This window comes from Zobellella sp. DQSA1, from assembly GCF_041950555.1.
Lineage (GTDB): Bacteria > Pseudomonadota > Gammaproteobacteria > Enterobacterales > Aeromonadaceae > Oceanimonas.
Genome location: NZ_CP169531.1, coordinates 3,245,001 through 3,266,104, shown reverse-complemented (window position 1 = coordinate 3,266,104; position 21,104 = coordinate 3,245,001). Strand labels below are relative to the sequence as shown.

The window sequence follows — 21,104 nt, the reverse complement described above, 5'->3', positions numbered from 1 at the left end:
GAAGCGCCTTGTTTGAGCGTTATCAAGGTGGCGAGTCCGCCATTTTGGTTCATATTAATTTTGCCGATGATGACGAGCGGGAAGCGCTGGATGAACTCGAGCTGCTGGCCGATTCCGCCGGGGTCGGTACCTGTGCGGTGGTCACCGCCAGTCGGGGAGCGCCCCAGTCCAAGTTTTTTATCGGCACCGGCAAGGTAGAAGAACTGGCCGCCCTGGTGCAGATGCATCAGGCCGACGTGGTAATCTTCAACCACAGCCTGAGCCCGGCCCAGGAGCGAAACCTGGAACGGGAGGTCAAGTGCCGGGTGCTGGATCGCACCGGCCTGATCCTGGATATTTTCGCCCAGCGTGCCCGTACCCATGAGGGGAAACTGCAGGTCGAACTGGCCCAGCTGCGACACCTGTCGACCCGCCTGGTCAGGGGGTGGACCCACCTGGAGCGGCAAAAAGGCGGTATCGGTCTGCGTGGTCCGGGTGAAACCCAGCTGGAGACCGACCGGCGGTTGCTGCGGGAGCGGATCAAGTACATCCAGAAACGGTTGGAGAAAGTGTCCCGTCAGCGGGAGCAGGGGCGCCGGGCGCGTAAGCGCAACGAGATCCCGACCCTGTCATTGGTGGGCTATACCAACGCCGGCAAGTCGACCCTCTTCAACCGGCTGACCCAGGCCGGGGTCTATGCCGCGGATCAGTTGTTCGCCACCCTGGATCCCACCCTGCGCAAGATAGATTTGCCCGACGCCGGGCCGGTGATCCTGGCCGACACAGTGGGTTTTATCCGGCACCTGCCCCATGATCTGATCGCCGCCTTCAAAGCCACGCTGCAGGAAACCCGCGATGCGGATTTGCTGCTGCACGTGGTGGACTGTGCCGATGAACAGATGCAGGACAATATCCATGAGGTCAACTCGGTGCTTGAACAGATCGAGGCCGACGAAGTGCCGGTGTTGCTGGTGTTCAACAAGATTGACAAACTGGAGCAGCCCAGCCCGCGGATCGAGCTCAATGACGAAGGGCTGCCCCGTGCCGTTTGGCTATCGGCGCAAGAAGCTTTGGGGATCGACGGTCTCCTTGAGGCGTTGAACCAGTTATTGGCCGGGGTGCTGGTCGAGCATCAACTGACCCTGCCGCCTTCGGCAGCCAGGCTGCGCAGTCGGCTTTATGCCCTGAATGGGGTCGTTAGCGAGTCTTTTGGGGAGCAAGGGGAGTTTGTGGTCGGCATCCGGCTGCAGCAGGCCGACTGGCACCGACTGCTCAAACAGGAAGGCGAACAGCTAGAGCGCTTTATAAGCGATTGATTGCTTGGTAAAGTTACTTTCACAAACCAGAAAGACGGAGATACAAATGGCTTGGAATGAGCCTGGAAATGGTGGCAAAGACCGTGACCCCTGGGGGAACAACGGCAAACATCAGGGTCCGCCAGATCTGGATCAGGTGATTCGTAACCTGAGTAGTAAATTAGGTGGGCTGTTGGGTAACCGTAGCGGTGGAAACGGCGGCGGTGCCGGAATAGGTACCTTCGGTATCGTCGTGGGGCTGGTGATTGCGACGGTGGTGTGGGTGGTCAGCGGCTTCTACACCATCGGTGAAGCCCAGCGGGGCGTGGTGTTGCGTTTTGGCAAGTTTTACCAAACCGTTGACCCCGGCCTGAGTTGGAAGGCGACCTTTATCGATCGGGTGTACCCGGTGGATGTGGAAACCGTGCGTTCCCAGCCGGCGTCCGGCTTTATGCTGACCCGGGACGAAAACCTGGTCCGCGTCGAGATGGACGTGCAATACCGGGTGTTCGAGCCCCGCGACTATCTGTTCAATGTAACCAATGCCGATGACAGTCTGCACCAGGCCCTCGACAGTGCCCTGCGCTACGTGGTTGGTCACAGTACCATGGACGATGTGCTGACCGTTGGTCGGGAACGGGTTCGCCAGGAAACCCGGGCGTTGCTGGAGGAGATCATCGATCCTTACCAGCTTGGCCTGATGGTGCTGGATTTGAACTTCCTACCGGCGCGCCCGCCGGAAGAAGTGAAGGACGCCTTCGATGACGCCATTGCGGCGCAGGAAGATGAACAGCGCTTTATCCGTGAAGCCGAAGCCTATGCCCGTGAAATAGAGCCCAAGGCCCGTGGTCAGGCCGAGCGTCTGCTGCAGGAGGCCGAAGCCTATAAAGAGCAGGTCGGATTCCGTGCCGAAGGTGAGGTGGCGCGCTTCCGTGAACTCTTGCCGCAGTACCAGCGTCAACCTGATCTGGCCCGCCAGCGTATTTACCTGGAAACCATGGAAGAGATCTACAGCAAGGTCAACAAGGTGATTGTGGATACTCCCGAGGGCAGCAACAGCTTGCTGTATCTGCCGTTGGATAAATTGGCCGAGCAGCAGGCCGGCAGGACGATCAGGGTGGATCCCAATATCATCACCTCTGATTATTTGAACGGCAATGCTCCCGTGAGTCAGGACAGCGGTCAGTTAAGGCCGGGTTCAGATCGAAATGCTATTCGTCCGACAGGGAGAAACTAAGCGATGAAAAGAGTATTACTCGTTGTTCTCGGCCTGGTTGTTATCGTGCTGTACTCTTCGGTATTCGTGGTCGGCGAAGGCGAACGCGGCATAGTGCTGCAATTCGGCAAGGTGAAGCGGGAGCAGGGCTCAGACCTGCCTACCGTCTATCAGCCGGGCCTGCACTTCAAGGTGCCGATGATCGATCAGGTACGCAAGCTCGATGCCCGTATCCAGACCCTGGATGATCAGGTCGACCGTTTCGTGACCTCGGAGAAGAAAGATCTGATCATCGATTCCTACGTCAAGTGGCGGATCGACAACTTTGCCCAGTATTACCTGGCAACCGGCGGCGGCAACCGGCTGCAGGCCGAAAACCTGCTGCGCCGGCGGATCAACAACAGCCTGCGTTCCGAGATCGGTAGCCGGACCATCCGTGATATCGTGTCCGGTGAACGAGGCGATGTGATGGAAAGTGCGTTGCGCGGCTTGTTGGAGTCGTCCTCCGAGCTGGGTATCAAGGTGCTGGACGTGCGGATCAAGCAGATTAACCTGCCGACCGAGGTGTCCAACTCTATCTATCAGCGGATGCGTGCCGAACGGACCGCGGTGGCGCGGGAGCACAGATCCGAAGGGCGCGAGCAGGCGGAAATCCTGAAGGCCGAGGCGGACCGCCGGGTCACGGTGATGATCGCAGAAGCCCAGCGTAACTCCCGTACCCTGCGCGGTGAAGGGGATGCCCTGGCGGCCCGTATTTACGCCGATGCCTACTCGGCGGATCCCGAGTTCTTCAGCTTCATCCGCAGCCTCGAAGCTTATCGCAAGAGCTTCGAGCACGGTGGCGACATGATGATCCTGAAACCGGAAGGGGATTTCTTCCGCTACCTGAAGGATCCGTCAGGAATCAACTGATAAACCATAAGCCCGGGCCACCGGGCTTTTTTCTGCGCGATTTTTTCCACCGATCTCCTGCTTCGATTATTCCGACCTTGGTCAAAATTTGTTAGACTCCATTTTTAACAACTCAACAGTTAGTGAAAATGGGACAAAACGTTGTTGTACTAGGCACCCAATGGGGTGACGAAGGCAAGGGTAAGGTCGTCGACCTGCTGACTGACAAAGCCCGTTATGTTGTACGTTATCAGGGCGGCCACAACGCCGGACACACCCTGGTCATCGACGGTAAGAAAACCGTCCTCCATCTGATTCCTTCCGGTATTCTGCGTGACAACTGTACCTGTGTGATCGCCAACGGGGTGGTGCTGTCTCCCGAGGCCCTGCTGAAAGAAATGGCAGGCCTGGAGGAAAGCGGCATTCCGGTGCGTGAGCGTCTGGTGCTGAGCGAGGCCTGTCCGCTGATCCTGCCATATCATGTCGCCATGGATATTGCCCGGGAGAAAGCCCGTGGCGCCAAAGCCATCGGCACCACCGGCCGTGGCATCGGTCCGGCCTACGAGGACAAGGTGGCCCGCCGTGGCCTGCGTGTGGGCGACCTGTTCGACATGACCACCTTCGCCGACAAGCTGAAGGAAGTGGTGGCTTACTATAACTTCCAGCTTACCGGCTTCTACGGTGCCGAAGCCGTTTCCTACGACGCAGTGCTGGAACAGGCCAAGGGTTATGCCGGGCTGTTGACCAGCATGGTGGTCGATGTGACCGATATGCTCGACAAGGCCCGCCGTAACGGCGAGAAGATCATGTTCGAAGGGGCCCAAGGCACCCTGCTGGATATCGATCACGGCACTTATCCCTATGTGACCTCTTCCAACACCACCGCCGGCGGTGTGGCCACCGGCTCCGGTTTTGGCCCCTGCTATGTGGACTATGTGCTGGGTATCATCAAGGCCTATACCACTCGGGTAGGCTCGGGTCCTTTCCCCACCGAGCTGTTTGATGAAGTGGGCGAGTTCCTGGGCGTTAAAGGCCATGAATTCGGCGCCACCACCGGCCGCAAGCGTCGCACCGGCTGGCTGGATGCGGTAGCGATGAAGCGTGCCATTCAGGTCAACTCCATCTCCGGCTTCTGCCTGACCAAGCTGGACGTGCTGGACGGGCTGAAAGAGGTGAAGATCTGTGTGGGCTACCAAATGCCCGACGGTTCGGTGAAGGATGTACCGCCGATGGCGGCCGAGGGCTATGAAACCGTCAAGCCGGTGTATGAATCGATGCCTGGCTGGAGCGACAATACCTTCGGTGTGACCACGGTGGAAGGCCTGCCCCAGGCGGCACGCGATTATATCAAGCGGATCGAAGAGATCACCGGGGTACCGGTGGACATCATCTCTACCGGCCCGGATCGTGCCGAGACCATGATACTGCGCCATCCCTTTGAAGCCTGAGCTTCGCGGTAACACAGTCAAAGCGCCAGCCCCAGGGCTGGCGTTTTTTTGTCTATTACCCCGGTGAGGCGTGAAGGGCGAGGAAAAAACCAGCAGTAACATCCAGGCATTTGCCGGCGTTAAAGTCTCTGAAGCTAGCCTCACACCTCACGGCGTCAGCGGGTGCGCTCTACCGCCAGGTGGGCGAGATCGACCAGCGCCGCCTTGTGTTCAGACTCTGGCAGCACGGCGAGGCTGGCGATGGCTTTTTGTGCTTCCTGCTGGGCTCGTTCCCGGCTGTACTCGAGGGCGTGGGTGTCGGCCAGGATAGCCATGATTTCATCGAGGTGGTCCATGCCGGTGCGGTTGGCGATGGCATCGCGGATCCGCGCCCGTTGGGACTCACTGCCGACCGCCATGGCGCGCAGCAGCGGCAGGGTCGGCTTGCCCTCGGCCAGGTCGTCACCGACGTTTTTGCCCATGTCACCGGCGTCCGAACTGTAGTCCATGATGTCGTCTACCAGTTGGAAGGCGGTGCCCAGGTACTTGCCGTAGTCGAGCATGGCCTGCTCCACTTCCGGCGGCTGATGGGTCAGCACGGCAGCCAGGCGGGTGGCGGCCTCGAACAGCTTGGCGGTCTTGCAGTAGATCACCTGCATATAGCTGTCTTCGGTGGTATCCGGATCGTTGCAATTCATCAGCTGCAGCACCTCGCCTTCGGCGATGATGTTGGTGGCGTCGCTCAGGATATGCATGATCTTCATGTTGTCGAGCTCGGTCATCATCTGGAAGGCGCGGGTGTAGAGAAAATCGCCCACCAGTACGCTGGCCGCGTTGCCGAACAGGGCATTGGCCGTGTCACGGCCCCGGCGCAGATCCGATTCGTCCACTACGTCATCATGCAGCAGGGTAGCGGTGTGGATAAATTCGATAATGGCGGCGAGTTTGATATGGGACTCGCCGGCAAAGCCCAGGGCCCGGGCCGCCAGCACGGTCAGCATGGGCCGCATGCGCTTGCCGCCGGCGCTGACGATATAGAAGCCGAGCTGATTGATCAATGCCACGTCCGATTGCAGCCGCGACATGATAAGGTCGTTGACCGCTTGCATGTCCTGCTCGGTCAGTTGTTTTACCCTGTTGATATCTACCATAAAATTTTAAGCCGGACGGTGCAGTCTATAGCCATTGGTGATAGGATTTTACACGATTTGTCATAGGGATAAACCCGCCCGGCGGGGCTTCGGCCAGAAACCGGGAAGGTGTGTTTTTTTTGCTGTTCTACCCTTGTCTAAGGGGATCATTTTGCGTACAATGCGCGGCCATTGTAGAACAGTTTTAGTGCACGGCCCGAAGAGGGTAAAAGTGCCATATTCGGAGTTATAAACATGTACGCGGTAATCCAAAGCGGCGGAAAACAGCACCGTGTAGCCGAAGGCCAGGTTGTTCGTCTGGAGAAGCTGGACGTTGAGACCGGCGCTTCTGTCGAGTTCGACAAGGTGCTGATGGTTGCCCAAGGTGAAGACGTTAAAGTAGGTGTACCCTACGTAGACGGCAGCAAAGTAGTTGCAGAAGTCGTAGCTCACGGTCGTGGCAAAAAAGTCAAGATCGTCAAGTTCCGTCGTCGTAAGCACTCTCGCAAACAGCAGGGTCACCGTCAGTGGTTCACTGAAGTGAAAATCACTGGTATCAGCGCCTAAGAGAGGAGTTAAGTTCCATGGCACACAAAAAAGCAGGCGGCTCAACTCGTAACGGTCGCGATTCAGAAAGTAAACGCCTTGGCGTTAAGCGTTTTGGCGGTGAGTCTGTCCTGGCGGGCAACATCATCGTGCGCCAACGTGGTACCAAGTTCCACGCCGGCGATAACGTAGGTCTGGGCAAAGATCACACCCTGTTCGCCAAAGCCAACGGCAAGGTGAAGTTCGAGGTGAAAGGTCCGCACAACCGCAAGTTTGTCAGCATTGTAGCCGAGTAAGCTACAAGCAGAACTGAAAAAGCCCCGCCCACCGGCGGGGCTTTTTGCTTTACGAAAAGCACATTCGGCGTTTGGGCCGGATATACTGGGCTCAGCAAGCGAATGGGAGAACAATGCAATGAAGTTTGTCGATGAAGCAGAGGTCCGGATTGAGGCCGGTGATGGTGGTAACGGCTGCATCAGCTTCCGCCGTGAGAAGTACGTTCCCAACGGAGGACCCGACGGTGGCGATGGCGGTGATGGCGGTGACGTTTACCTGCTGGCTGATGAAAACCTCAATACCCTGATCGACTATCATTTTGAACGTTTTCACCGGGCCGAGCGGGGCGAAAACGGTCGCGGTGGTAACTGTACCGGCAAGCGCGGCAAGGATCTGGTGCTGACGGTGCCGGTGGGCACCCGTGCCAAAGACGAGATGACCGGTGAGATCCTCGGCGATCTGACCCGTCACGGCCAGAAGCTGCTGATCGCCAAAGGCGGTTTTCACGGTCTCGGCAATACCCGTTTTAAAAGCTCGGTCAACCGGGCGCCACGGAAAAAGACCAACGGGACCCCGGGCGAGATCCGCAATGTGTTGCTGGAACTGCTGCTGCTGGCCGACGTCGGCCTGTTGGGGTTGCCGAATGCGGGTAAGTCCACCTTTATCCGCTCGGTGTCTGCGGCCAAACCCAAGGTCGCCGATTACCCCTTTACCACCCTGGTACCCAACCTGGGGGTCGTACGTTGTGATGGCCAGAAAAGCTTCGTGGTCGCCGACATCCCCGGCCTGATTGAAGGTGCGGCGGACGGTGCCGGCCTGGGGATCCGCTTCCTCAAGCACCTGGAACGTTGTCGGGTATTGCTGCACATGATCGATGTATTGCCGGTGGACGGCTCCGATCCGGCGGATAATGCCGATATTATCGTCAATGAGCTGGCCCAGTACAGCGACGCCCTGGCGGCCAAGCCGCGCTGGCTGGTATTCAACAAGCTGGATCTGGTGCTGGAAGAGGAAGCCGAGACCATCATCGAGCGGGTGGTGGAGCTGTTGGACTGGCAGGGGCCCGTCTTCCGTATCACTGCCATCAGCAAGGAAGGCACCCGTGAGCTGACCCAGGCGTTGATGGGCTTCCTCGACGAGCATCCGCGCAGTCAGGAAGAGCTGGAGGCGGCACGGGAACCGGTCAGCTTCAAATGGGATGAATATTACCAGGCTACCCTGGCCGACAGTGTGGACGAGGATGAAGATGACGGCGACTGGGATGATGAAGAAGACGATGGCCACGTTGTCTATACCCGGGAATAAGCCATGATAGTGTCGTTGATCGTCGCCATGACCCGGGAGCGGGTCATCGGCAGGGACAACCAGATGCCCTGGCACCTGCCGGCGGATCTGGCTTATTTCAAGCAGACGACCCTGGGCAAGCCGGTGGTGATGGGGCGTAATACCTTTGCCTCCATCGGTAAGCCCTTGCCCGGGCGGCGGAATATCATCGTCAGCACGAGTCTGAGTGACGCGCCGGCAGGAACCGAACTGGTGGCTTCCCCGGCCGAAGCGCTGGCATTGGTGGCCGATGAAGCCGAAGTGATGATCATCGGCGGCGGCCAGCTCTATGCGGCCTTTATGCCGCTGGCGAGCCGATTGTACCTGACCTTGATCGACGCCAGTCTGGAGGGGGATACCCGTTTCCCCGTGGTCGGGGAGGAGTGGCGGCTGGTGTCGGAACAGCGACGGCCGGCGGATGAGCGTAATGCTTACGAGTGCCGTTTTCAGCGGCTGGAGCGCCGGTTGCGGGAAGCTCAGCCGGCGTAGGCGGGGCAGGGGGTGCTGAGCCGTTCCCCGTTCTCCCAACACAGCAGGGTCAGGCTTCCCCCCCAGACACAGCCGGTGTCCAGCGCATGGATACCGGCTGTGTCGCACTTGCCTTCCAGGGCCGCCCAGTGCCCGAAGATCAGCGGTGGATCCCGATGGCCTCCGCGTAGCTCAAACCAGGGATGCAAACTGACCGGAGCTTCTGCCAGTGTCGCTTTATGGGCAAAGTCGAGCCGGCCATCCGGGTGACACAAGCGCATGCGGGTAAAGGCATTGATGGTATAGCGCAGTTGCTCAAGCTCGGTGAGATCCTCCTGCCAGCTGTCCGGTTGGTTGCCGTACATCTGTTGCAACCGCACTCTGTACTGGGGGGAGCGCAGTTCGGCTTCTGCCTGCCGTGCCGCTGTGCGGGCCTGCTCCAGGTTCCACTGGGGCGGGATACCGGCATGGGTCATCACAAAACCATGCTGTTCATGTTCGGCCAACAGGGGTTGGTGGCGCAGCCAGTACAACAGATCGGCCTGGTCAGCCGCATTCAGTATCTCATCTATCTTATCGGCGGCCTTGGGGCGGCCGATACCGTTGGCCACGGCCAGCAGGTGCAGATCATGATTACCGAGTACCACGGTAGCTGCATTGCCGAGGCCGACGATACGGCGCAGGCAGCCGAGGGAGTCGGGTCCCCGGGCGACCAGATCACCGGTGAGCCAGAGCCGATCTCGGGAAGGATTGAACCCTACCTCGGACAGCAGCTGATCCAGCTCTTTCAGGCAGCCCTGCAGGTCGCCAACCAGGTAAGTCGACATCAGTTGATCAGGTTCGGCAGGGCCAGCCGAAAGGCATCTATCGGGGCCTGGAATTCACTGCCGTCATCCAGTGCCATGGTATAACTGCCCTCCATGACCCCGACCGGGGTTTCCAGGCTGACACCACTGGTATAGGTATATTGTTCACCCGGAGCTATTCTGGGCTGTTCCCCGACCACACCGCTGCCTTCCACCTCGATAATCTTGCCGTTGGCATCGGTAATGAGCCAACGCCGGCTCATCAGCCTGACGCGTTCGCTGCCCGTATTCTTGATGGTAATGGTATAGGCGAACACATAATGCTGTTCGTCGGGCGCGGAGCGATCTGCGAGGTATTGGGGCTGAGTCGTGATATGAATGGCTCCGGGCGACATTATTGTTCCTTTTGTTGGGCCAGGGCGTTGGCCAGAACCACGTATTGGGCCAGGCTCAGTTGCTCGGGGCGGGCGGAAGGATCCAGGCCCAGTTCGGTCAGCTGCTCGGCACTGAACAGGTGTTGTAGGCTGTTGCGAATGGTCTTGCGCCGCTGCCCGAAGGCATCGGCGGCGACCCGGGACAGGCAATTGATGTCCTGGGCCGGATAGGGAGGGGTGGCGTAGGGCAGCAGTTTGACCACGGCCGACTCCACCTTGGGGGCCGGCTTGAACGCCTCGGGTCCGACTTCCAGCACCGGCACCACCTGACAGTAATACTGGGCCATTACGCTCAGCCTGCCATAGGCCTTGCTGCCCGGACCGGCGGCCAGCCGGTTGACCACTTCCTTCTGCAGCATAAAGTGCATGTCTTCCACCAGCGGGGCGAACTCGAACAGGTGGAACATCAGTTGGGTAGAGATGTTATAGGGCAGGTTTCCGAAAATTTTCAGCTTCTTGCCCGGCTCCAGCAGGGTACCGAAGTCAAACTTCATGGCATCTGCCTGATGGATATTGAGCTTGTCCTTGAGGAAGGGGTGGCTAGCCAGCCGGGCGGCCAGATCGCGGTCCAGCTCCACTACGTTGAGGCGGTGGATATGATCGCATACCGGGCCGGTGAGGGCGCCGAGGCCGGGGCCGATCTCGACCATGGTGAAGTCATCGCTGGGGTGGATGGCATCGACTATCTGATCGATGATGTAGTCATCGTGCAAAAAATTCTGGCCAAAGCGCTTACGGGCCTTGTGACCTTGGTGGACCTTACTATTCATCGCGTTTTTCTATCATTTCAATGGCTTGATTAACTGCGCACAGCATGCTGCCCGCATCGATTTTATCGGTTCCGGCCAATTCCAGGGCGGTGCCGTGATCCACCGAAGTACGGATAAAAGGCAAACCCAGGGTAATGTTCACGGCCTTGCTGAAACCGATGTATTTGAGTACCGGCAGCCCCTGGTCGTGGTACATGGCCAGGAAGGCATCGGCATCCTGCATATATTTGGGTTGGAATACGGTGTCCGAAGACAGCGGGCCCACCAGATCCATGCCTTCGGCCCTGAGCTGGTCGAGGGTGGGGATAATGATATCCAGTTCTTCGCGGCCCAGGTGGCCGTCTTCTCCGGCGTGGGGGTTGAGCCCGCACACATAGATGCGAGGCTGGGGGATACCGAACTTGGCTTTCAGCTCTGCGTGCAGGATGCGGGTGATCTTGCTGAGCCGATCGGGGGTGATGGCCCTGGCGACGTAGGCCAGCGGGATATGGGTGGTGACCTGGGCTACCCGCAGGCCGGGAGTCGCCAGCAGCATCACTACATCCGGTACATTGGCCTGCTGGGCAAAAAATTCGGTGTGGCCGCTGAAGGAGACTCCGGCCTTGTTGATGATGCCCTTGTTGACCGGCCCGGTGACCACGGCGGCAAATTCACCGTTCATATTGCCATCCGAAGCCCGCTTCAGGGTTTCCAGTACATAGAGGCCGTTGGCTTCATCCAGTTTGCCGGGTACCGCCGGTTTGGCGAGCCGAACCGGTTCTATGGTCAGGGTGCCGGCCCGCTGCGGCCGGGGGGGCCGCTCGGGGTGGTAGGGCTGAAGGGTCAGTTTCTTGCCCAAGGCTTCGGCCCGACGCTGGAGCAGTTCGGGATCGGCAATGACCACCAACTCGACCGGCCAGTCGTGTTCGGCCAGCGCCTGCATCAGTTCGGGACCGATACCGGCCGGTTCGCCGGGGGTTATGGCTATGCGTTTACAAGTCACAGTTCACCGTTGGATAAATTGGTGTCGACGATACGGATATAGGCTTCATCCCTCAGCTCATCCAGCCAGGTCTGCACTTCTTCGGTAAAGCGACGATTAAAAATAAGCTGATAGGCTCTTTGCTCCGTGGCCTGTTCGGTGGCATCCATTACCCGCCGGTCTTCCAGCAGGACCAGATGCCAGCCATGCTCGGAGCGGAACGGCTCACTCAGTTGCCCGACCTTGAGTTGATTGACGGTATCACGGAAGCTGCTGACGTACATCTCCGGCGCGGCCCAGCCCAGATCGCCGCCGTTGATGGCCGATCCCGGATCCTCGGAGAACTGCTCTGCCAGCTCGGCCATGCGGACTTCTCCGGCCTGGATGGAGCGGGCAAAGCCGGCCAGCATGGATTGCGCCTTTTCTTCGCTCATGATGATGGATGGCTTGATCAAGATATGACGAGCCTTGACTTCCACCGCCTGTATGGTCTGGGCGGTACCGCCTTCCATATCGAAGATGGTCAGGATATGCAGCCCGGCGCCGGAGCGGATGGGGCCGATGATATCATCCTTGCCATGATTCTTCACGGCTTCGCTGAACAGGGAAGGCATTTCATTGATGCCCATCATGCCCCAGTCACCGCCTTCCAGCGCCTTGGGACCGGCGCTGTGGGCGATGGCGAGCTGGCGGAAATCGGCGCCTTGCCTCAGTTGGCCGAGCAGGACTTCGGCCTGGGCACTGGCCTGACGCAATTGCTCGCTGCTCGGATTGCCTGGCAGCGGCAGCAGGATATTACCGACCCGGTAGCGGGCATTGTCCTGGCCCTGCTCCTTGATCATCTGCACCACCTGCTTCACCTCCTGATCGGAGATATTGATGCGGCGGCGAACCTGGTTGCGGGCCAGCTCGCTCAGCAGGATTTCGTTGCGCACCTGTTCGCGGAACTGGGGGTAGGTCAGGCCTTCGGCGGCCACCCCGGCACGCAGCTGTTCGGCGGTCTTGCCTTCGCTACGGGCGATGTTATTGATGGCCTGCTCCAACTGGGTATCGGTGATGCGCAGCCCCAGCCGATCGGCCAGTTGCAGCTGCAGGCTTTCCAGAATCAGGCGTTCCAGGGCTTGTTTGCGCAGCGGTTGTTCTTCCGGCAGTGGCTGGCCAGCCGCGCGGGCACTGTGCCTGACCTGGTTGACCAGGCCTGAGAGCTGGCTTTCCAGCACCACGTCCTGATTGACGACAGCGACCACCTTATCCAGCAGCTCAACCGCCTGGCTGGTGGCCGATACTAAACCCAGACCGGCAGCGATAAGCAGTTGTTTACATCTTTTATTCATGACAGGTCCTGTGCACAGTTAAAATCAGTTATTGAGATTGAAGGGCCGATAATAAGGCAGCAGCTTGGTACCCGGGGTGAATTCCCCGCTGCCGGTACCGAGCGAGCTCAACCCCTTCAGTTCGAAGCGTAACCCGATAGTGGTTTCCTGCAGGGTGCTGGTGGGGTTGAGCAGCTTGTCCTCTTTCTGCCATTGCTCCCATACCAGGCTGACGGCCCAGCAGCAGGAGTCGTAGCGCAGTCCTATCAGACTGTCGATATTGCGATTCAGTTCAATATCCCGGTAATAACCACCGATCAGCCGCCACTGGGGGTCCAGTGGCCAGGAGAAGGTACCGCCCAGCTGATTGAGATCGTCGGTGAGCCTGGCGTCCGGGTAGTAGCGTTGGTTCAGGTGGCGGAAACCTAACTGGGCCAGCTTGCCCTGACGGTTATATTCCAGGGTAATATTGCCGGCGGCCAGCCGGTTGTTGCGGGTGTCCTGTTGGGCTTCGGTATGGACGAACCAGTTGCCGTCCAGGTTCAGGTCCCCCTCGAAAGTGAGGAAGGAGCGCTTGGTATCACTGGCGGTATCGTTCGGGAACAGCCGCACCCGGGGAGACACGAAGTTGTAGGACTGGGCAAGGGCCAGGCGCAGCCGCTCTATGCCCTCGGTGTCGTAGATACGGCTGGTAAAGCCTCCGGTCAGTTGGTTGGCATCACCGATCCTGTCCAGGCCGGCGAAACGACGGTCGCTGAACAGGCTGTAGTAGTCCTGGCGCATGTCGGTGGTGTCGTAAAGGCCGATATGATCCTGATCCTTGAAGGGGACGTACAGATACTGGAACTGGGGCTCCAGGGTCTGGGTAAAGGCCTGCCCGAACCAGGACGTATCCCGATCGAACACCAGGGTGCCGTTGAGCCGTAGCCGGGGCAGCAGCCGATCCGCGCTGGAATCCAGTTGATCCGGATTAAAACCTAGCCGGCTGTCCAGTTGTGAGGGCACATCCTGCTCATAATGGGTGTAATAGGCTCCCGCGTCGGCGGTCAGTTGCCCGGCGGGGGTATCGACCAGGGTATAAATGAGCCTGGGCTCGGCATGGAAGCGGGTAGCTTCATATACATCCCGCCCGTCGTTGGTGAAGCGGGTCAGCTCACCGTCCATGCTCAAATCGACGACGCCCAAGTGCTGGTAGCTGGTCAGCGCCAGGCTGGGCGCCAGCTGAAAGGGGGTCAGCCGTTCGGGCTTGAGGATCTGGTAGTCGCGCATTTCGGCGGTCAACTGCCAGCTACGATCATAATAGCCGCCCCGGAAGGACTGCATCAGCTGATCTTCGACCAGAATGCCCACCGGCGGGGAAAAGTCATCCACATAGGCATAATCCCAGCCGGCCACCTTGGTATAGTCCACCCGGCCGCGCCAGTGGCCTTCGGCATCGAAGCGGGCATTATGGCGCCAGTTGAACAGCCAACGTGCTTTATCCTGCCATTCGGTATCGCCGAGCTTGTCGTCGCTGTCGAGGTACTCCCCGTAAAGGGTACCACTCTGGCCCTCGACCGGCAGGTAGCGGAACTCGAGCTGGGCCGCGGTGCCGCGCCTTTCCATGTAACGTGGGGTCAGGGTGGCATCGTAGTTGGGAGCGATATTCCAGTAGTAGGGCAGCCGGATATCGACGCCGTGTTCGCTGCTGAGATCGAAGGAAGGATAGAGCAGGCCGCTCTGGCGCTCGTCCTTGACCGGGAACTTGATGTAGGGAAAGTAAAATACCGGTACCTTGCCCAGCCAGAGTACCGCGTTCCAGGCTTCACCAAACACTTCATCCTGCTCTACCCGTACCGAGCTGGCCCTGAGTTGCCAGGCCTCCTCGTTGGGCGGACAGGTGGTGTAGCTGGCGCCGCTCAGGTCGACCCTGTTGGTCTCGTCGGTCATCCGTACCTGACGGGCCTGGCCGCGGCCAGGATCTCCGTGCAACTGGTAGCGGGCCTGATCCAGCTCGGTGTCCTTGGTGTTGAGGTTACCGGTCAGGGTGCGATCGCTTTCCACGGTAATGGTGCCGTCGGTAAAGTGGATATTGCCTTCGGCCCTGATGTCCCGGCTTTGCTGCTCCAGCTCGACATAGTCGGCGTTGAACTGACGTTGTGCCTGCACCACCTGTACATCTCCCTGATACAGGATTTTGCCGTCCCGGGTGGCATTGAGGACATCGGCGGTGACGGTGATGGGAGCGTTGGTGTCATCGGCCCCCGCATCAAGGCGCAGCGGCACATGGCTGAAGCAGCGGCTGAAAGAAAAGGGGGTATCCTGGTCGGTGGTCATGGTGCCGGTCTGGGCCTGAGCCAGGCCGGAGATAAACAGCAGGGGAAAGCCGATAATCCGTATTCTCATGGGTAGACGCTCGCGTTCCTGGTCTTGGCGACACCGCCCCGATCCCGGGTTTCAGGCTGGTTGAGCTTTTGGTGTCATTACTTTATGGTAGCGGACTATGATAATGCATTCTTGCTGTCAGCACTACGGCCCTGCCTGTTACCTCGTCTATCCAGATACCGGAACCTGCTCCATGATATTAGCTGCCCACCCTTGGTCTTCACTTGTGCCGCAACCCGGCGTTACCTGGTTATATAGCACCCGTTCGGGACTGTACGAGATACGATAGATGCTGGCACATATCAAAGGAAAACTGATCGGTTTTTTATTCGGCCTGCTGATTGGGAATATTCCCGGCGCCTTGCTCGGGCTATGGCTGGGGCATTTGGTCGATAAAAAGCTGGCGAATGCCTGGCAGTTCAACAAGGGCGCGCAAGCGGAGTTTCTTTATACCACTTTTGCCACCATGGGCCATGTTGCCAAGTCCAGCGGTCGGGTCTCGGCCGAAGAGATCCGCCTGGCCGAGCAGTTGATGACCCAGATGCGGTTGCACGGTGAGCAGAGGGCGCAAGCCCAGCAGGCCTTCCGGGAAGGGAAGGACAGCGACTTTCCGTTGGTCGAGACCCTGCGCCGGTTTCGGGCCCAGATAAAGGACAGCCGCAACCTGCTGCGTTTTTTTATGGAAGTGCAGCTGCAACTGGCTTTCGCCGATGGCGAATTGCATCCGGCCGAGCGTCGCCTGCTGCACCGCATCGCTGCCGAGCTGGGCTTTTCCGAGCGTGAACTGGAACAGTTACTGGCGTTTGCCGAAGCCCAGTTGCATATGTTTCGCCAAGGGCGGGAAGGCGCGGGGGCGGGTGGCTACCGCCAGCCGCCCCGGGATCGGCTGCGTGATGCCTACCGTATCCTGGAGGTAGAGGCCGAGGTCGATGACAGCACCGTCAAGCGGGCTTATCGTCGGCAGATGTCCAAGCACCATCCCGACAAGCTGATGGCCCAGGGCCTGCCCAAGGAAATGATGGATATGGCCAAGGAAAAAGCCCAGGAAATACAGCAGGCCTGGGAAACCATCAAGGCGGCCCGTAATATCCGCTGACGAACCGGGGCGGGGGAGCTGGGAAATAGGACTGACGGGAGCCTGCTCGGTACTTAATCTTTAATCCCCAGTCCCGGCAGTTGTTATACCAAGCTGTTCTGCGGTCGTCCGGCGACAAAGGCCTCGATGTTGTCGATCAACTGATCCGCCAGCCGTTGCATGGCCGAGCGGCTGGCCCAGGCGACATGGGGGGTAAGGATGAAGTTGGGGTAGTGCAGGGCCTGCATCAGCGGGTTATCCAGTGATGGTGGTTCCTCGCTCACCACATCGAAGCCGGCCCCGCCAATCTGGTTTTGCTCCAGTGCCGCCAGTAGAGCGGCTTCGTCCACCAGTCCCCCCCGGCCGACGTTGATCAACAGGGCATCCGGTTTCATCAGTGCAAACTCCCGCGGCCCTATTAAATGGCGGGTTTCGGGGGTCAGCGGGCAGTGCAGGCTCACCACATCGGCGTGAGCCAGGACTTCGTCGAAAGGGAAGCGTCCTGGGCCGGCGGGCTGTCCCTTGCGGGCCGAGATCATTACCTTCATCCCCAGAGCCAGGGCCAGCTTTTCCAGATCCTGGGCAATGGTGCCGTAACCGACCAGTCCCAGGATCTGCCCGGCCAGATCGCGTACCGGATAGTCGAAATAACAGAACTGGCCGGCCTGTTGCCAGCGCCCGGCCGCTATCGAGGCGTGATAGGCATTAAGGCTGCGGTTCAGTGCCATGATCAGGGCCAGTGCATGTTCCGGCACCGAATTCTTTGAGTAATCACGAATATTGCAAACGGCAATACCGGCGCGGCGGCAGGCATTCAGATCGACATTATCGCTGCCGGTCGCGGCAATGGCGACCAGTTTCAGTCCGGGCAATTGGGCCAGGGTGTCGGCGTCGAGCCTGACCTTGTTGACGATGGCGATGTCCGCGTCCTGCAGCCGCGAGACTACCTGCCCGGGGACGGTTTCCTGATAGCTTTGCCACCGGTGCTCAAAACTCGGTGCGCGCAGTTCAATTTCCGGCGCCAGGGTCTGTCGGTCGAGAAATACCAGCTTCATGGATCTTTCCTTTCAAGTAGTCGGGGAGACCGGGCGGCGGTGGCAGCCAGCCCTGACGCATCAGCCAGCCCGCGATCTGTTTTTCCAGCAAGGTGTGGGCGGTGAGCCGTTGCTCCTCGTAGTCGGTTTTTTCCTGGCGGGCCACCTGCTGTCGGCGCCGCTGTCGGTTGAGGACAGTTTGGGCTTCCTCCGGCTGGCTGTAAATATCCAGCACCGGATAGCGACTGCGGGCCAGGCTGATGGCCAGCATCTGCTGCTGTCCCGGTGTTTGTGGGTGGGCGTCAAGCAGCACCAGAGCGTCCGGCTGAATCAGCTGTTCGGCATCGATTAACTGTTGGTACCAGAGGGCGGCGCTGCCTTGGGCCACGACCAGCAAGTGTGGTTCCGATTCCGTATCGGCCAGTGCTCCGGCGAGGCGGGCGGTGACCTGCTCGAGCCATTCTTGTTGTTGCGGCGGGGGAGACTCTGAAGCGGGGTCGAAGCTCAGCTGGCTGGCGTCCGGCAGCAACAGCATAAACTCCCAGCCCCGTTGCTGCCAGTATTCTGCCATGGCCAGCCATAAGTATGGTTGGCTCAGTTCGGGCCAGACCAGCAGGGTGCCTGCCGTGTCGGCCCCCTCGGCGTGAAAGTGCAACAGGCGGTATTCCGGCCGGTATTGCTCGAAGGCGGACCAGTCGAACTTGGCGGCCATGGTGGGGCTCGCCAGGACGGCCAGCCAGCCGACGAGCCACCCGAGCCTGTTCACTGCAGCTCCATCTCGAAAGGGGCGGGAGCGCTGAACGCCAGCCACTGCTTGGTTCTGGGGTGACGAAACTCCAGCGAGGCTGCATGCAGCTGCAGGTGCGGGGCCAGGGCCAGGGCTTCGCCTTCGGCATAGAGGTTATCCCCCAGTATGGGATGGCCCAGGCTCAGCATATGTACCCGCAGCTGGTGCGAGCGCCCGGTGATCGGGGTAAGCTCCATCAGGCTGCGTTTTTCCTGACGTACCAGGCAGCGCCAGTGGGTCAGGGCGTGCTTGCCGTGGACCTGGTCGACCATATGCCGGGGACGGTTGGGCCAGTCACAACAGAGCGGCAGCTCAATGCTGCCGCTGTCCTGCTCCGGACGGCCATACACCCATGCATAATAGCGCTTGGCCGTTTCCCGCTCGCGGAACTGCCGGTTGAGCTCCCGGTGGGCCTTCGGGTGCAAGGCCATGACAATCACGCCCGAGGTGGCCATATCCAGTCGGTGCACCACTTGCACCGAGGGATAAACCCGGGCTACCCGGTAGGACAGGCTATCCCGGTGGATCAGTTCACGTCCGGGGACGGTCAGCAGCCCGCTCGGCTTGTTCAGCACGATCAGGCTGTTGTCCTGGTACAGCACTTCGAACTGGGGATCCGTGGGGGGATCGTAACGTAGCAGAACCATGATGATGGCCTCGTCCTTTACTGGTGGCTGACCACGATAAACCGAATCGCGTCCAGTTTTAAGCGGGTGTGGCTGAGCAGGCTGTCGAGCTCGTCTTTCAGCTCTTGCAGGTGAAGGATTTCGCTCTCCCGTACATTGGGGTTGACCTTGGCCAATTGTTGCAAACGCAGCAATTCTTGTCCGATGGAGTCCTGCATCCGCTCCCTGGCCTGTTCTACCAGCTCATGCATCTGCACTTCGGCCAGAGGCTGGGCACTTTGCAACAGTTGGTGGATCACGCCTTGGGAGGCATTGACCAGTTTACTGGCCAGATGGCGATTTACGGCACTGAGCTGGCGATCAAAGGACTCGAAGTTGACCTTGTCGGCCAGGTTGTTGCCATTCTTGTCAAGCAACAGGCGAATGGGGGCGGGCGGTAAAAAGCGATACAGCTGTGCGTGATGGGCCGACTCGGCCACGAAGATCAATTCCACAAACTGGGTGCCGACCGGCAGCGCCTTGTTCTTGAGAATGGCCACCGAGGTGGTACCGATTTCTGAGCCCAGCACCAGATCGATACCCCCACGGATCATGGGGTGATCCCAGCTCAGAAACTGCAGATCGTCCCGGCTCAGGGCCGTTTCCCGCTCGAAGGTGATGCTGGCGCCGTCTTCCGGCAGGCCGGGGAAATGCGGAACCAGCATCTGCTCGGTGGGACGCAGTACGATGGCGTTTTCACCCCGATCATCCTGATGCACACCCACTTCGTCGAACAGCTTGATGGCAAAGATGGCCAGGGTAGGGTCGTCGTCGGTCTCGGCAAGCTGGGTGGCCAGGTTCTGATTATGAATCACACCACTGGAATTGAGTTCCAGCAGGCGATCCCGTCCCTGCTCCATCCGGCTGTTGAGTTCCTGCGTGAGTGCGCGGGTGTCTGCGATCAACTGCTCCAGGGCGTCCGTATCCTGGCCGTGGTTGGCCAACAACTCGAGCAGGTGCTCGGCGACCTGCTGGTATACCGGCTGGCCGACGGCATTGGGCTTGCTGAAGGCATCCATGCCCTGGTGATACCAGAGGGTCAGGGCCTGCTGCGCGGTGCCTTCCAGATAAGGCAGATGAATGTCGATATCATGTCGCTGACCGATACGGTCGAGGCGGCCGATACGCTGCTCGAGCAGGTCCGGGTTAAGCGGCAGATCGAACAGTACCAGCTGATGGGCAAACTGGAAGTTACGCCCTTCGGAACCGATTTCCGAACAGATCATCACCTGGGCCCCCCCTTCCTGCTGGGCAAAGTAGGCGGCCGCCTTATCCCTTTCCAGCAAGGACATGCCTTCGTGGAACACGGTGCCACGAATACCTTCACGGGTACGCAATGCTTCTTCCAGCGCCAGGGCGACGCCGGCCTTGGCGGTGATGATGAGTATCTTGTCGTTGCGCTTGGCCTTGGCGAATTCCAGCAGCCATTCCACCCGGCTGTCGAACTGGGTCCAGGCGCTGTCGCCACCTTCAAACTGACGATAGATTTCTTCCGGATACAGGGCCTGCAGCGCTTGTGTGGCCGTATCCTGCTTGCTGCCCATCATGCCGGCAACGCGAATGGCGGTTTTATATTGGCTCGGCAATGGCAGCGGATGCAGGTGCAACAGGCGGGACGGAAAGCCCCGGATGGCATGGCGAGTGTTACGGAACAACAGCCGGCCGGTACCGTGGCGATCGAGCAGTTGGATCAGCAGACCGTGTCGGGCTTGCGGGTCGCTCAGCACGCGGCCGTCCTGCTGCTCCATAAAGGGAGCCAGCCGAGCAATGGCTGCCTCATCCAGCGGGGCATCGCTCAGCAGGGCTTCGGCTGCCTGGGCCAGGGGCTGATAGGCTTCCTCTTCGGCCAGGAAGGCGTCATAGTCGTAGAAACGCTCGGGATCGAGCAGGCGCAGACGAGCAAAATGGCTCTCATGGCCTTGCTGATCCGGAGTGGCGGTGAGCAGCAACACGCCAGGTACCTGCTCGGCCAGCGCTTCCACTACTTCGTAAGCACGGCTGGGCTGCTCTGCATCCCATACCAGGTGGTGGGCTTCATCGACTACCAGCAGATCCCAACTGGTATCCATCAGTTGCTCGAAGCGTTTACGCTTCTTGGTAATGAAATCGAGGCTGCACAGGATCAACTGTTCGGTATCGAAGGGATTGGCAGCATCGGCGAAGGCTTCGACGCAGCGTTCCTCATCGAACAGGGCAAAATGAAGGTTGAATCTACGCAACATCTCCACCAGCCATTGATGGATCAGTGCATCGGGTACCAGTATCAGGATACGAGAGGCCCTGCCCGACAACCATTGCTGCTGGATGATCATGCCGGCTTCGATGGTCTTGCCCAGGCCGACTT

The 21,104-nt window shown here is 59.5% G+C and carries 20 protein-coding genes (1 of these 20 only partly in view); 9 read left to right on the top strand and 11 right to left on the bottom strand.

All coding sequences use genetic code 11. The features are described from left to right. Positions 1 to 8 precede the first annotated feature (8 nt). The 4 genes from hflX to ACEVBK_RS15610 all read left to right on the top strand — a co-directional run bounded on the left by hflX (position 9) and on the right by ACEVBK_RS15610 (position 4,829). On the top strand, positions 9 to 1,295 hold the full coding sequence (gene hflX / locus ACEVBK_RS15625) for a ribosome rescue GTPase HflX (RefSeq protein ID WP_375055827.1): 1,287 nt from the start codon (positions 9 to 11) through the stop codon (positions 1,293 to 1,295). A 46-nt stretch (positions 1,296 to 1,341) separates the two neighbouring features. Continuing rightward, a complete protein-coding gene (gene hflK / locus ACEVBK_RS15620) occupies positions 1,342 to 2,511 on the top strand; it encodes an FtsH protease activity modulator HflK (protein ID WP_375055826.1) in 1,170 nt (389 codons plus the stop codon). Positions 2,512 to 2,514: 3 nt separating this feature from the next. Beyond that, positions 2,515 to 3,402, top strand: a complete 888-nt coding sequence (gene hflC, locus ACEVBK_RS15615; protein ID WP_375055825.1) for a protease modulator HflC — start codon at positions 2,515 to 2,517, stop codon at positions 3,400 to 3,402. Between the two features lie 128 nt (positions 3,403 to 3,530). Then, the gene (locus ACEVBK_RS15610) at positions 3,531 to 4,829 is read left to right on the top strand and encodes an adenylosuccinate synthase (RefSeq protein WP_375055824.1); all 1,299 of its coding nucleotides are present in this window, start codon (positions 3,531 to 3,533) and stop codon (positions 4,827 to 4,829) included. 155 nt (positions 4,830 to 4,984) lie between these two features. Here ACEVBK_RS15610 and ispB read toward each other — a convergent pair whose 3' ends face one another. Beyond that, positions 4,985 to 5,959 carry an octaprenyl diphosphate synthase gene (ispB, locus tag ACEVBK_RS15605; protein WP_375055823.1) on the bottom strand — a complete coding sequence of 325 codons (975 nt, stop codon included), beginning with the start codon at positions 5,957 to 5,959 and terminating at the stop codon, positions 4,985 to 4,987. Positions 5,960 to 6,193: 234 nt separating this feature from the next. Here ispB and rplU point away from each other — a divergent pair, with 234 nt between their 5' ends. From rplU to folA, 4 genes are all read left to right on the top strand, one after another. Further along, positions 6,194 to 6,505 carry a 50S ribosomal protein L21 gene (gene rplU / locus ACEVBK_RS15600; RefSeq protein ID WP_106730438.1) on the top strand — a complete coding sequence of 104 codons (312 nt, stop codon included), beginning with the start codon at positions 6,194 to 6,196 and terminating at the stop codon, positions 6,503 to 6,505. A gap of 17 nt (positions 6,506 to 6,522) precedes the next feature. Further along, complete coding sequence (gene rpmA, locus ACEVBK_RS15595) at positions 6,523 to 6,780, top strand: 50S ribosomal protein L27 (RefSeq protein ID WP_106454252.1); 258 nt, start codon at positions 6,523 to 6,525, stop codon at positions 6,778 to 6,780. A gap of 118 nt (positions 6,781 to 6,898) precedes the next feature. After that, on the top strand, positions 6,899 to 8,065 hold the full coding sequence (gene cgtA, locus ACEVBK_RS15590; RefSeq protein ID WP_375055822.1) for an Obg family GTPase CgtA: 1,167 nt from the start codon (positions 6,899 to 6,901) through the stop codon (positions 8,063 to 8,065). Positions 8,066 to 8,068: 3 nt separating this feature from the next. Next, on the top strand, positions 8,069 to 8,572 hold the full coding sequence (gene folA, locus ACEVBK_RS15585) for a type 3 dihydrofolate reductase (protein WP_375055821.1): 504 nt from the start codon (positions 8,069 to 8,071) through the stop codon (positions 8,570 to 8,572). Here folA and ACEVBK_RS15580 read toward each other — a convergent pair. Genes ACEVBK_RS15580 through lptD form a run of 6 tightly spaced genes read right to left on the bottom strand, consistent with a single transcriptional unit; the run spans position 8,560 to position 15,220 of the window. Continuing rightward, the gene (locus ACEVBK_RS15580; RefSeq protein ID WP_375055820.1) at positions 8,560 to 9,378 is read right to left on the bottom strand and encodes a symmetrical bis(5'-nucleosyl)-tetraphosphatase; all 819 of its coding nucleotides are present in this window, start codon (positions 9,376 to 9,378) and stop codon (positions 8,560 to 8,562) included. The genes folA and ACEVBK_RS15580 overlap by 13 nt on opposite strands. Beyond that, positions 9,378 to 9,752 (bottom strand): Co2+/Mg2+ efflux protein ApaG, encoded by a 375-nt coding sequence (gene apaG / locus ACEVBK_RS15575; protein ID WP_375055819.1) that lies wholly within the window; start codon positions 9,750 to 9,752, stop codon positions 9,378 to 9,380. Before apaG ends, ACEVBK_RS15580 begins: the two co-directional genes overlap by 1 nt. After that, on the bottom strand, positions 9,752 to 10,561 hold the full coding sequence (gene rsmA, locus ACEVBK_RS15570) for a 16S rRNA (adenine(1518)-N(6)/adenine(1519)-N(6))-dimethyltransferase RsmA (RefSeq protein ID WP_375055818.1): 810 nt from the start codon (positions 10,559 to 10,561) through the stop codon (positions 9,752 to 9,754). Before rsmA ends, apaG begins: the two co-directional genes overlap by 1 nt. Beyond that, positions 10,554 to 11,543: a 4-hydroxythreonine-4-phosphate dehydrogenase PdxA gene (pdxA, locus tag ACEVBK_RS15565; protein ID WP_375055817.1), complete on the bottom strand. Its 990-nt coding sequence runs from the start codon at positions 11,541 to 11,543 to the stop codon at positions 10,554 to 10,556. The genes rsmA and pdxA overlap by 8 nt, the downstream gene beginning before the upstream one ends. Continuing rightward, entirely contained in the window at positions 11,540 to 12,856 is a 1,317-nt protein-coding gene (gene surA, locus ACEVBK_RS15560) for a peptidylprolyl isomerase SurA (RefSeq protein ID WP_375055816.1), read from the bottom strand. Before surA ends, pdxA begins: the two co-directional genes overlap by 4 nt. Before the next feature lie 24 nt (positions 12,857 to 12,880). Continuing rightward, positions 12,881 to 15,220: an LPS assembly protein LptD gene (gene lptD / locus ACEVBK_RS15555; protein WP_375055815.1), complete on the bottom strand. Its 2,340-nt coding sequence runs from the start codon at positions 15,218 to 15,220 to the stop codon at positions 12,881 to 12,883. A gap of 268 nt (positions 15,221 to 15,488) precedes the next feature. Between lptD and djlA the strand changes: the two genes are divergently transcribed. Next, positions 15,489 to 16,295, top strand: coding sequence for a co-chaperone DjlA (gene djlA / locus ACEVBK_RS15550; protein ID WP_375055814.1), 807 nt, complete (start codon positions 15,489 to 15,491; stop codon positions 16,293 to 16,295). A gap of 83 nt (positions 16,296 to 16,378) precedes the next feature. Here djlA and ACEVBK_RS15545 read toward each other — a convergent pair whose 3' ends face one another. The 4 genes in view from ACEVBK_RS15545 to rapA are tightly spaced (at most 23 nt apart) and all read right to left on the bottom strand, a layout consistent with a single transcriptional unit that may run on beyond the window. Further along, positions 16,379 to 17,329, bottom strand: coding sequence for a D-2-hydroxyacid dehydrogenase (locus ACEVBK_RS15545; protein ID WP_375055813.1), 951 nt, complete (start codon positions 17,327 to 17,329; stop codon positions 16,379 to 16,381). Then, complete coding sequence (locus ACEVBK_RS15540; RefSeq protein WP_375055812.1) at positions 17,283 to 18,074, bottom strand: DUF3530 family protein; 792 nt, start codon at positions 18,072 to 18,074, stop codon at positions 17,283 to 17,285. Before ACEVBK_RS15540 ends, ACEVBK_RS15545 begins: the two co-directional genes overlap by 47 nt. Continuing rightward, positions 18,071 to 18,736, bottom strand: coding sequence for an RluA family pseudouridine synthase (locus tag ACEVBK_RS15535; RefSeq protein ID WP_375058588.1), 666 nt, complete (start codon positions 18,734 to 18,736; stop codon positions 18,071 to 18,073). The genes ACEVBK_RS15540 and ACEVBK_RS15535 overlap by 4 nt, the downstream gene beginning before the upstream one ends. Positions 18,737 to 18,759: 23 nt before the next feature. Continuing rightward, positions 18,760 to 21,104: the 3' portion of an RNA polymerase-associated protein RapA gene (gene rapA, locus ACEVBK_RS15530; RefSeq protein ID WP_375055811.1), read on the bottom strand. Its footprint extends 529 nt past the window's final position; 2,345 of the gene's 2,874 nt are visible here — the last part of the coding sequence; the start codon falls outside the window, past its right edge; the stop codon is at positions 18,760 to 18,762.

Bases quoted from the DNA above. Each gene is read 5' to 3' on its own strand.
- hflK (WP_375055826.1), top strand. From the start codon at position 1,342: ATGGCTTGGAATGAGCCTGGAAATGGTGGCAAAGACCGTGACCCCTGG.
- hflC (WP_375055825.1), top strand. From the start codon at position 2,515: ATGAAAAGAGTATTACTCGTTGTTCTCGGCCTGGTTGTTATCGTGCTG.
- ACEVBK_RS15610 (WP_375055824.1), top strand. From the start codon at position 3,531: ATGGGACAAAACGTTGTTGTACTAGGCACCCAATGGGGTGACGAAGGC.
- ispB (WP_375055823.1), bottom strand. From the start codon at position 5,959: ATGGTAGATATCAACAGGGTAAAACAACTGACCGAGCAGGACATGCAA.
- rplU (WP_106730438.1), top strand. From the start codon at position 6,194: ATGTACGCGGTAATCCAAAGCGGCGGAAAACAGCACCGTGTAGCCGAA.
- rpmA (WP_106454252.1), top strand. From the start codon at position 6,523: ATGGCACACAAAAAAGCAGGCGGCTCAACTCGTAACGGTCGCGATTCA.
- cgtA (WP_375055822.1), top strand. From the start codon at position 6,899: ATGAAGTTTGTCGATGAAGCAGAGGTCCGGATTGAGGCCGGTGATGGT.
- folA (WP_375055821.1), top strand. From the start codon at position 8,069: ATGATAGTGTCGTTGATCGTCGCCATGACCCGGGAGCGGGTCATCGGC.
- ACEVBK_RS15580 (WP_375055820.1), bottom strand. From the start codon at position 9,378: ATGTCGACTTACCTGGTTGGCGACCTGCAGGGCTGCCTGAAAGAGCTG.
- apaG (WP_375055819.1), bottom strand. From the start codon at position 9,752: ATGTCGCCCGGAGCCATTCATATCACGACTCAGCCCCAATACCTCGCA.
- rsmA (WP_375055818.1), bottom strand. From the start codon at position 10,561: ATGAATAGTAAGGTCCACCAAGGTCACAAGGCCCGTAAGCGCTTTGGC.
- surA (WP_375055816.1), bottom strand. From the start codon at position 12,856: ATGAATAAAAGATGTAAACAACTGCTTATCGCTGCCGGTCTGGGTTTA.
- lptD (WP_375055815.1), bottom strand. From the start codon at position 15,220: ATGAGAATACGGATTATCGGCTTTCCCCTGCTGTTTATCTCCGGCCTG.
- djlA (WP_375055814.1), top strand. From the start codon at position 15,489: ATGCTGGCACATATCAAAGGAAAACTGATCGGTTTTTTATTCGGCCTG.
- ACEVBK_RS15545 (WP_375055813.1), bottom strand. From the start codon at position 17,329: ATGAAGCTGGTATTTCTCGACCGACAGACCCTGGCGCCGGAAATTGAA.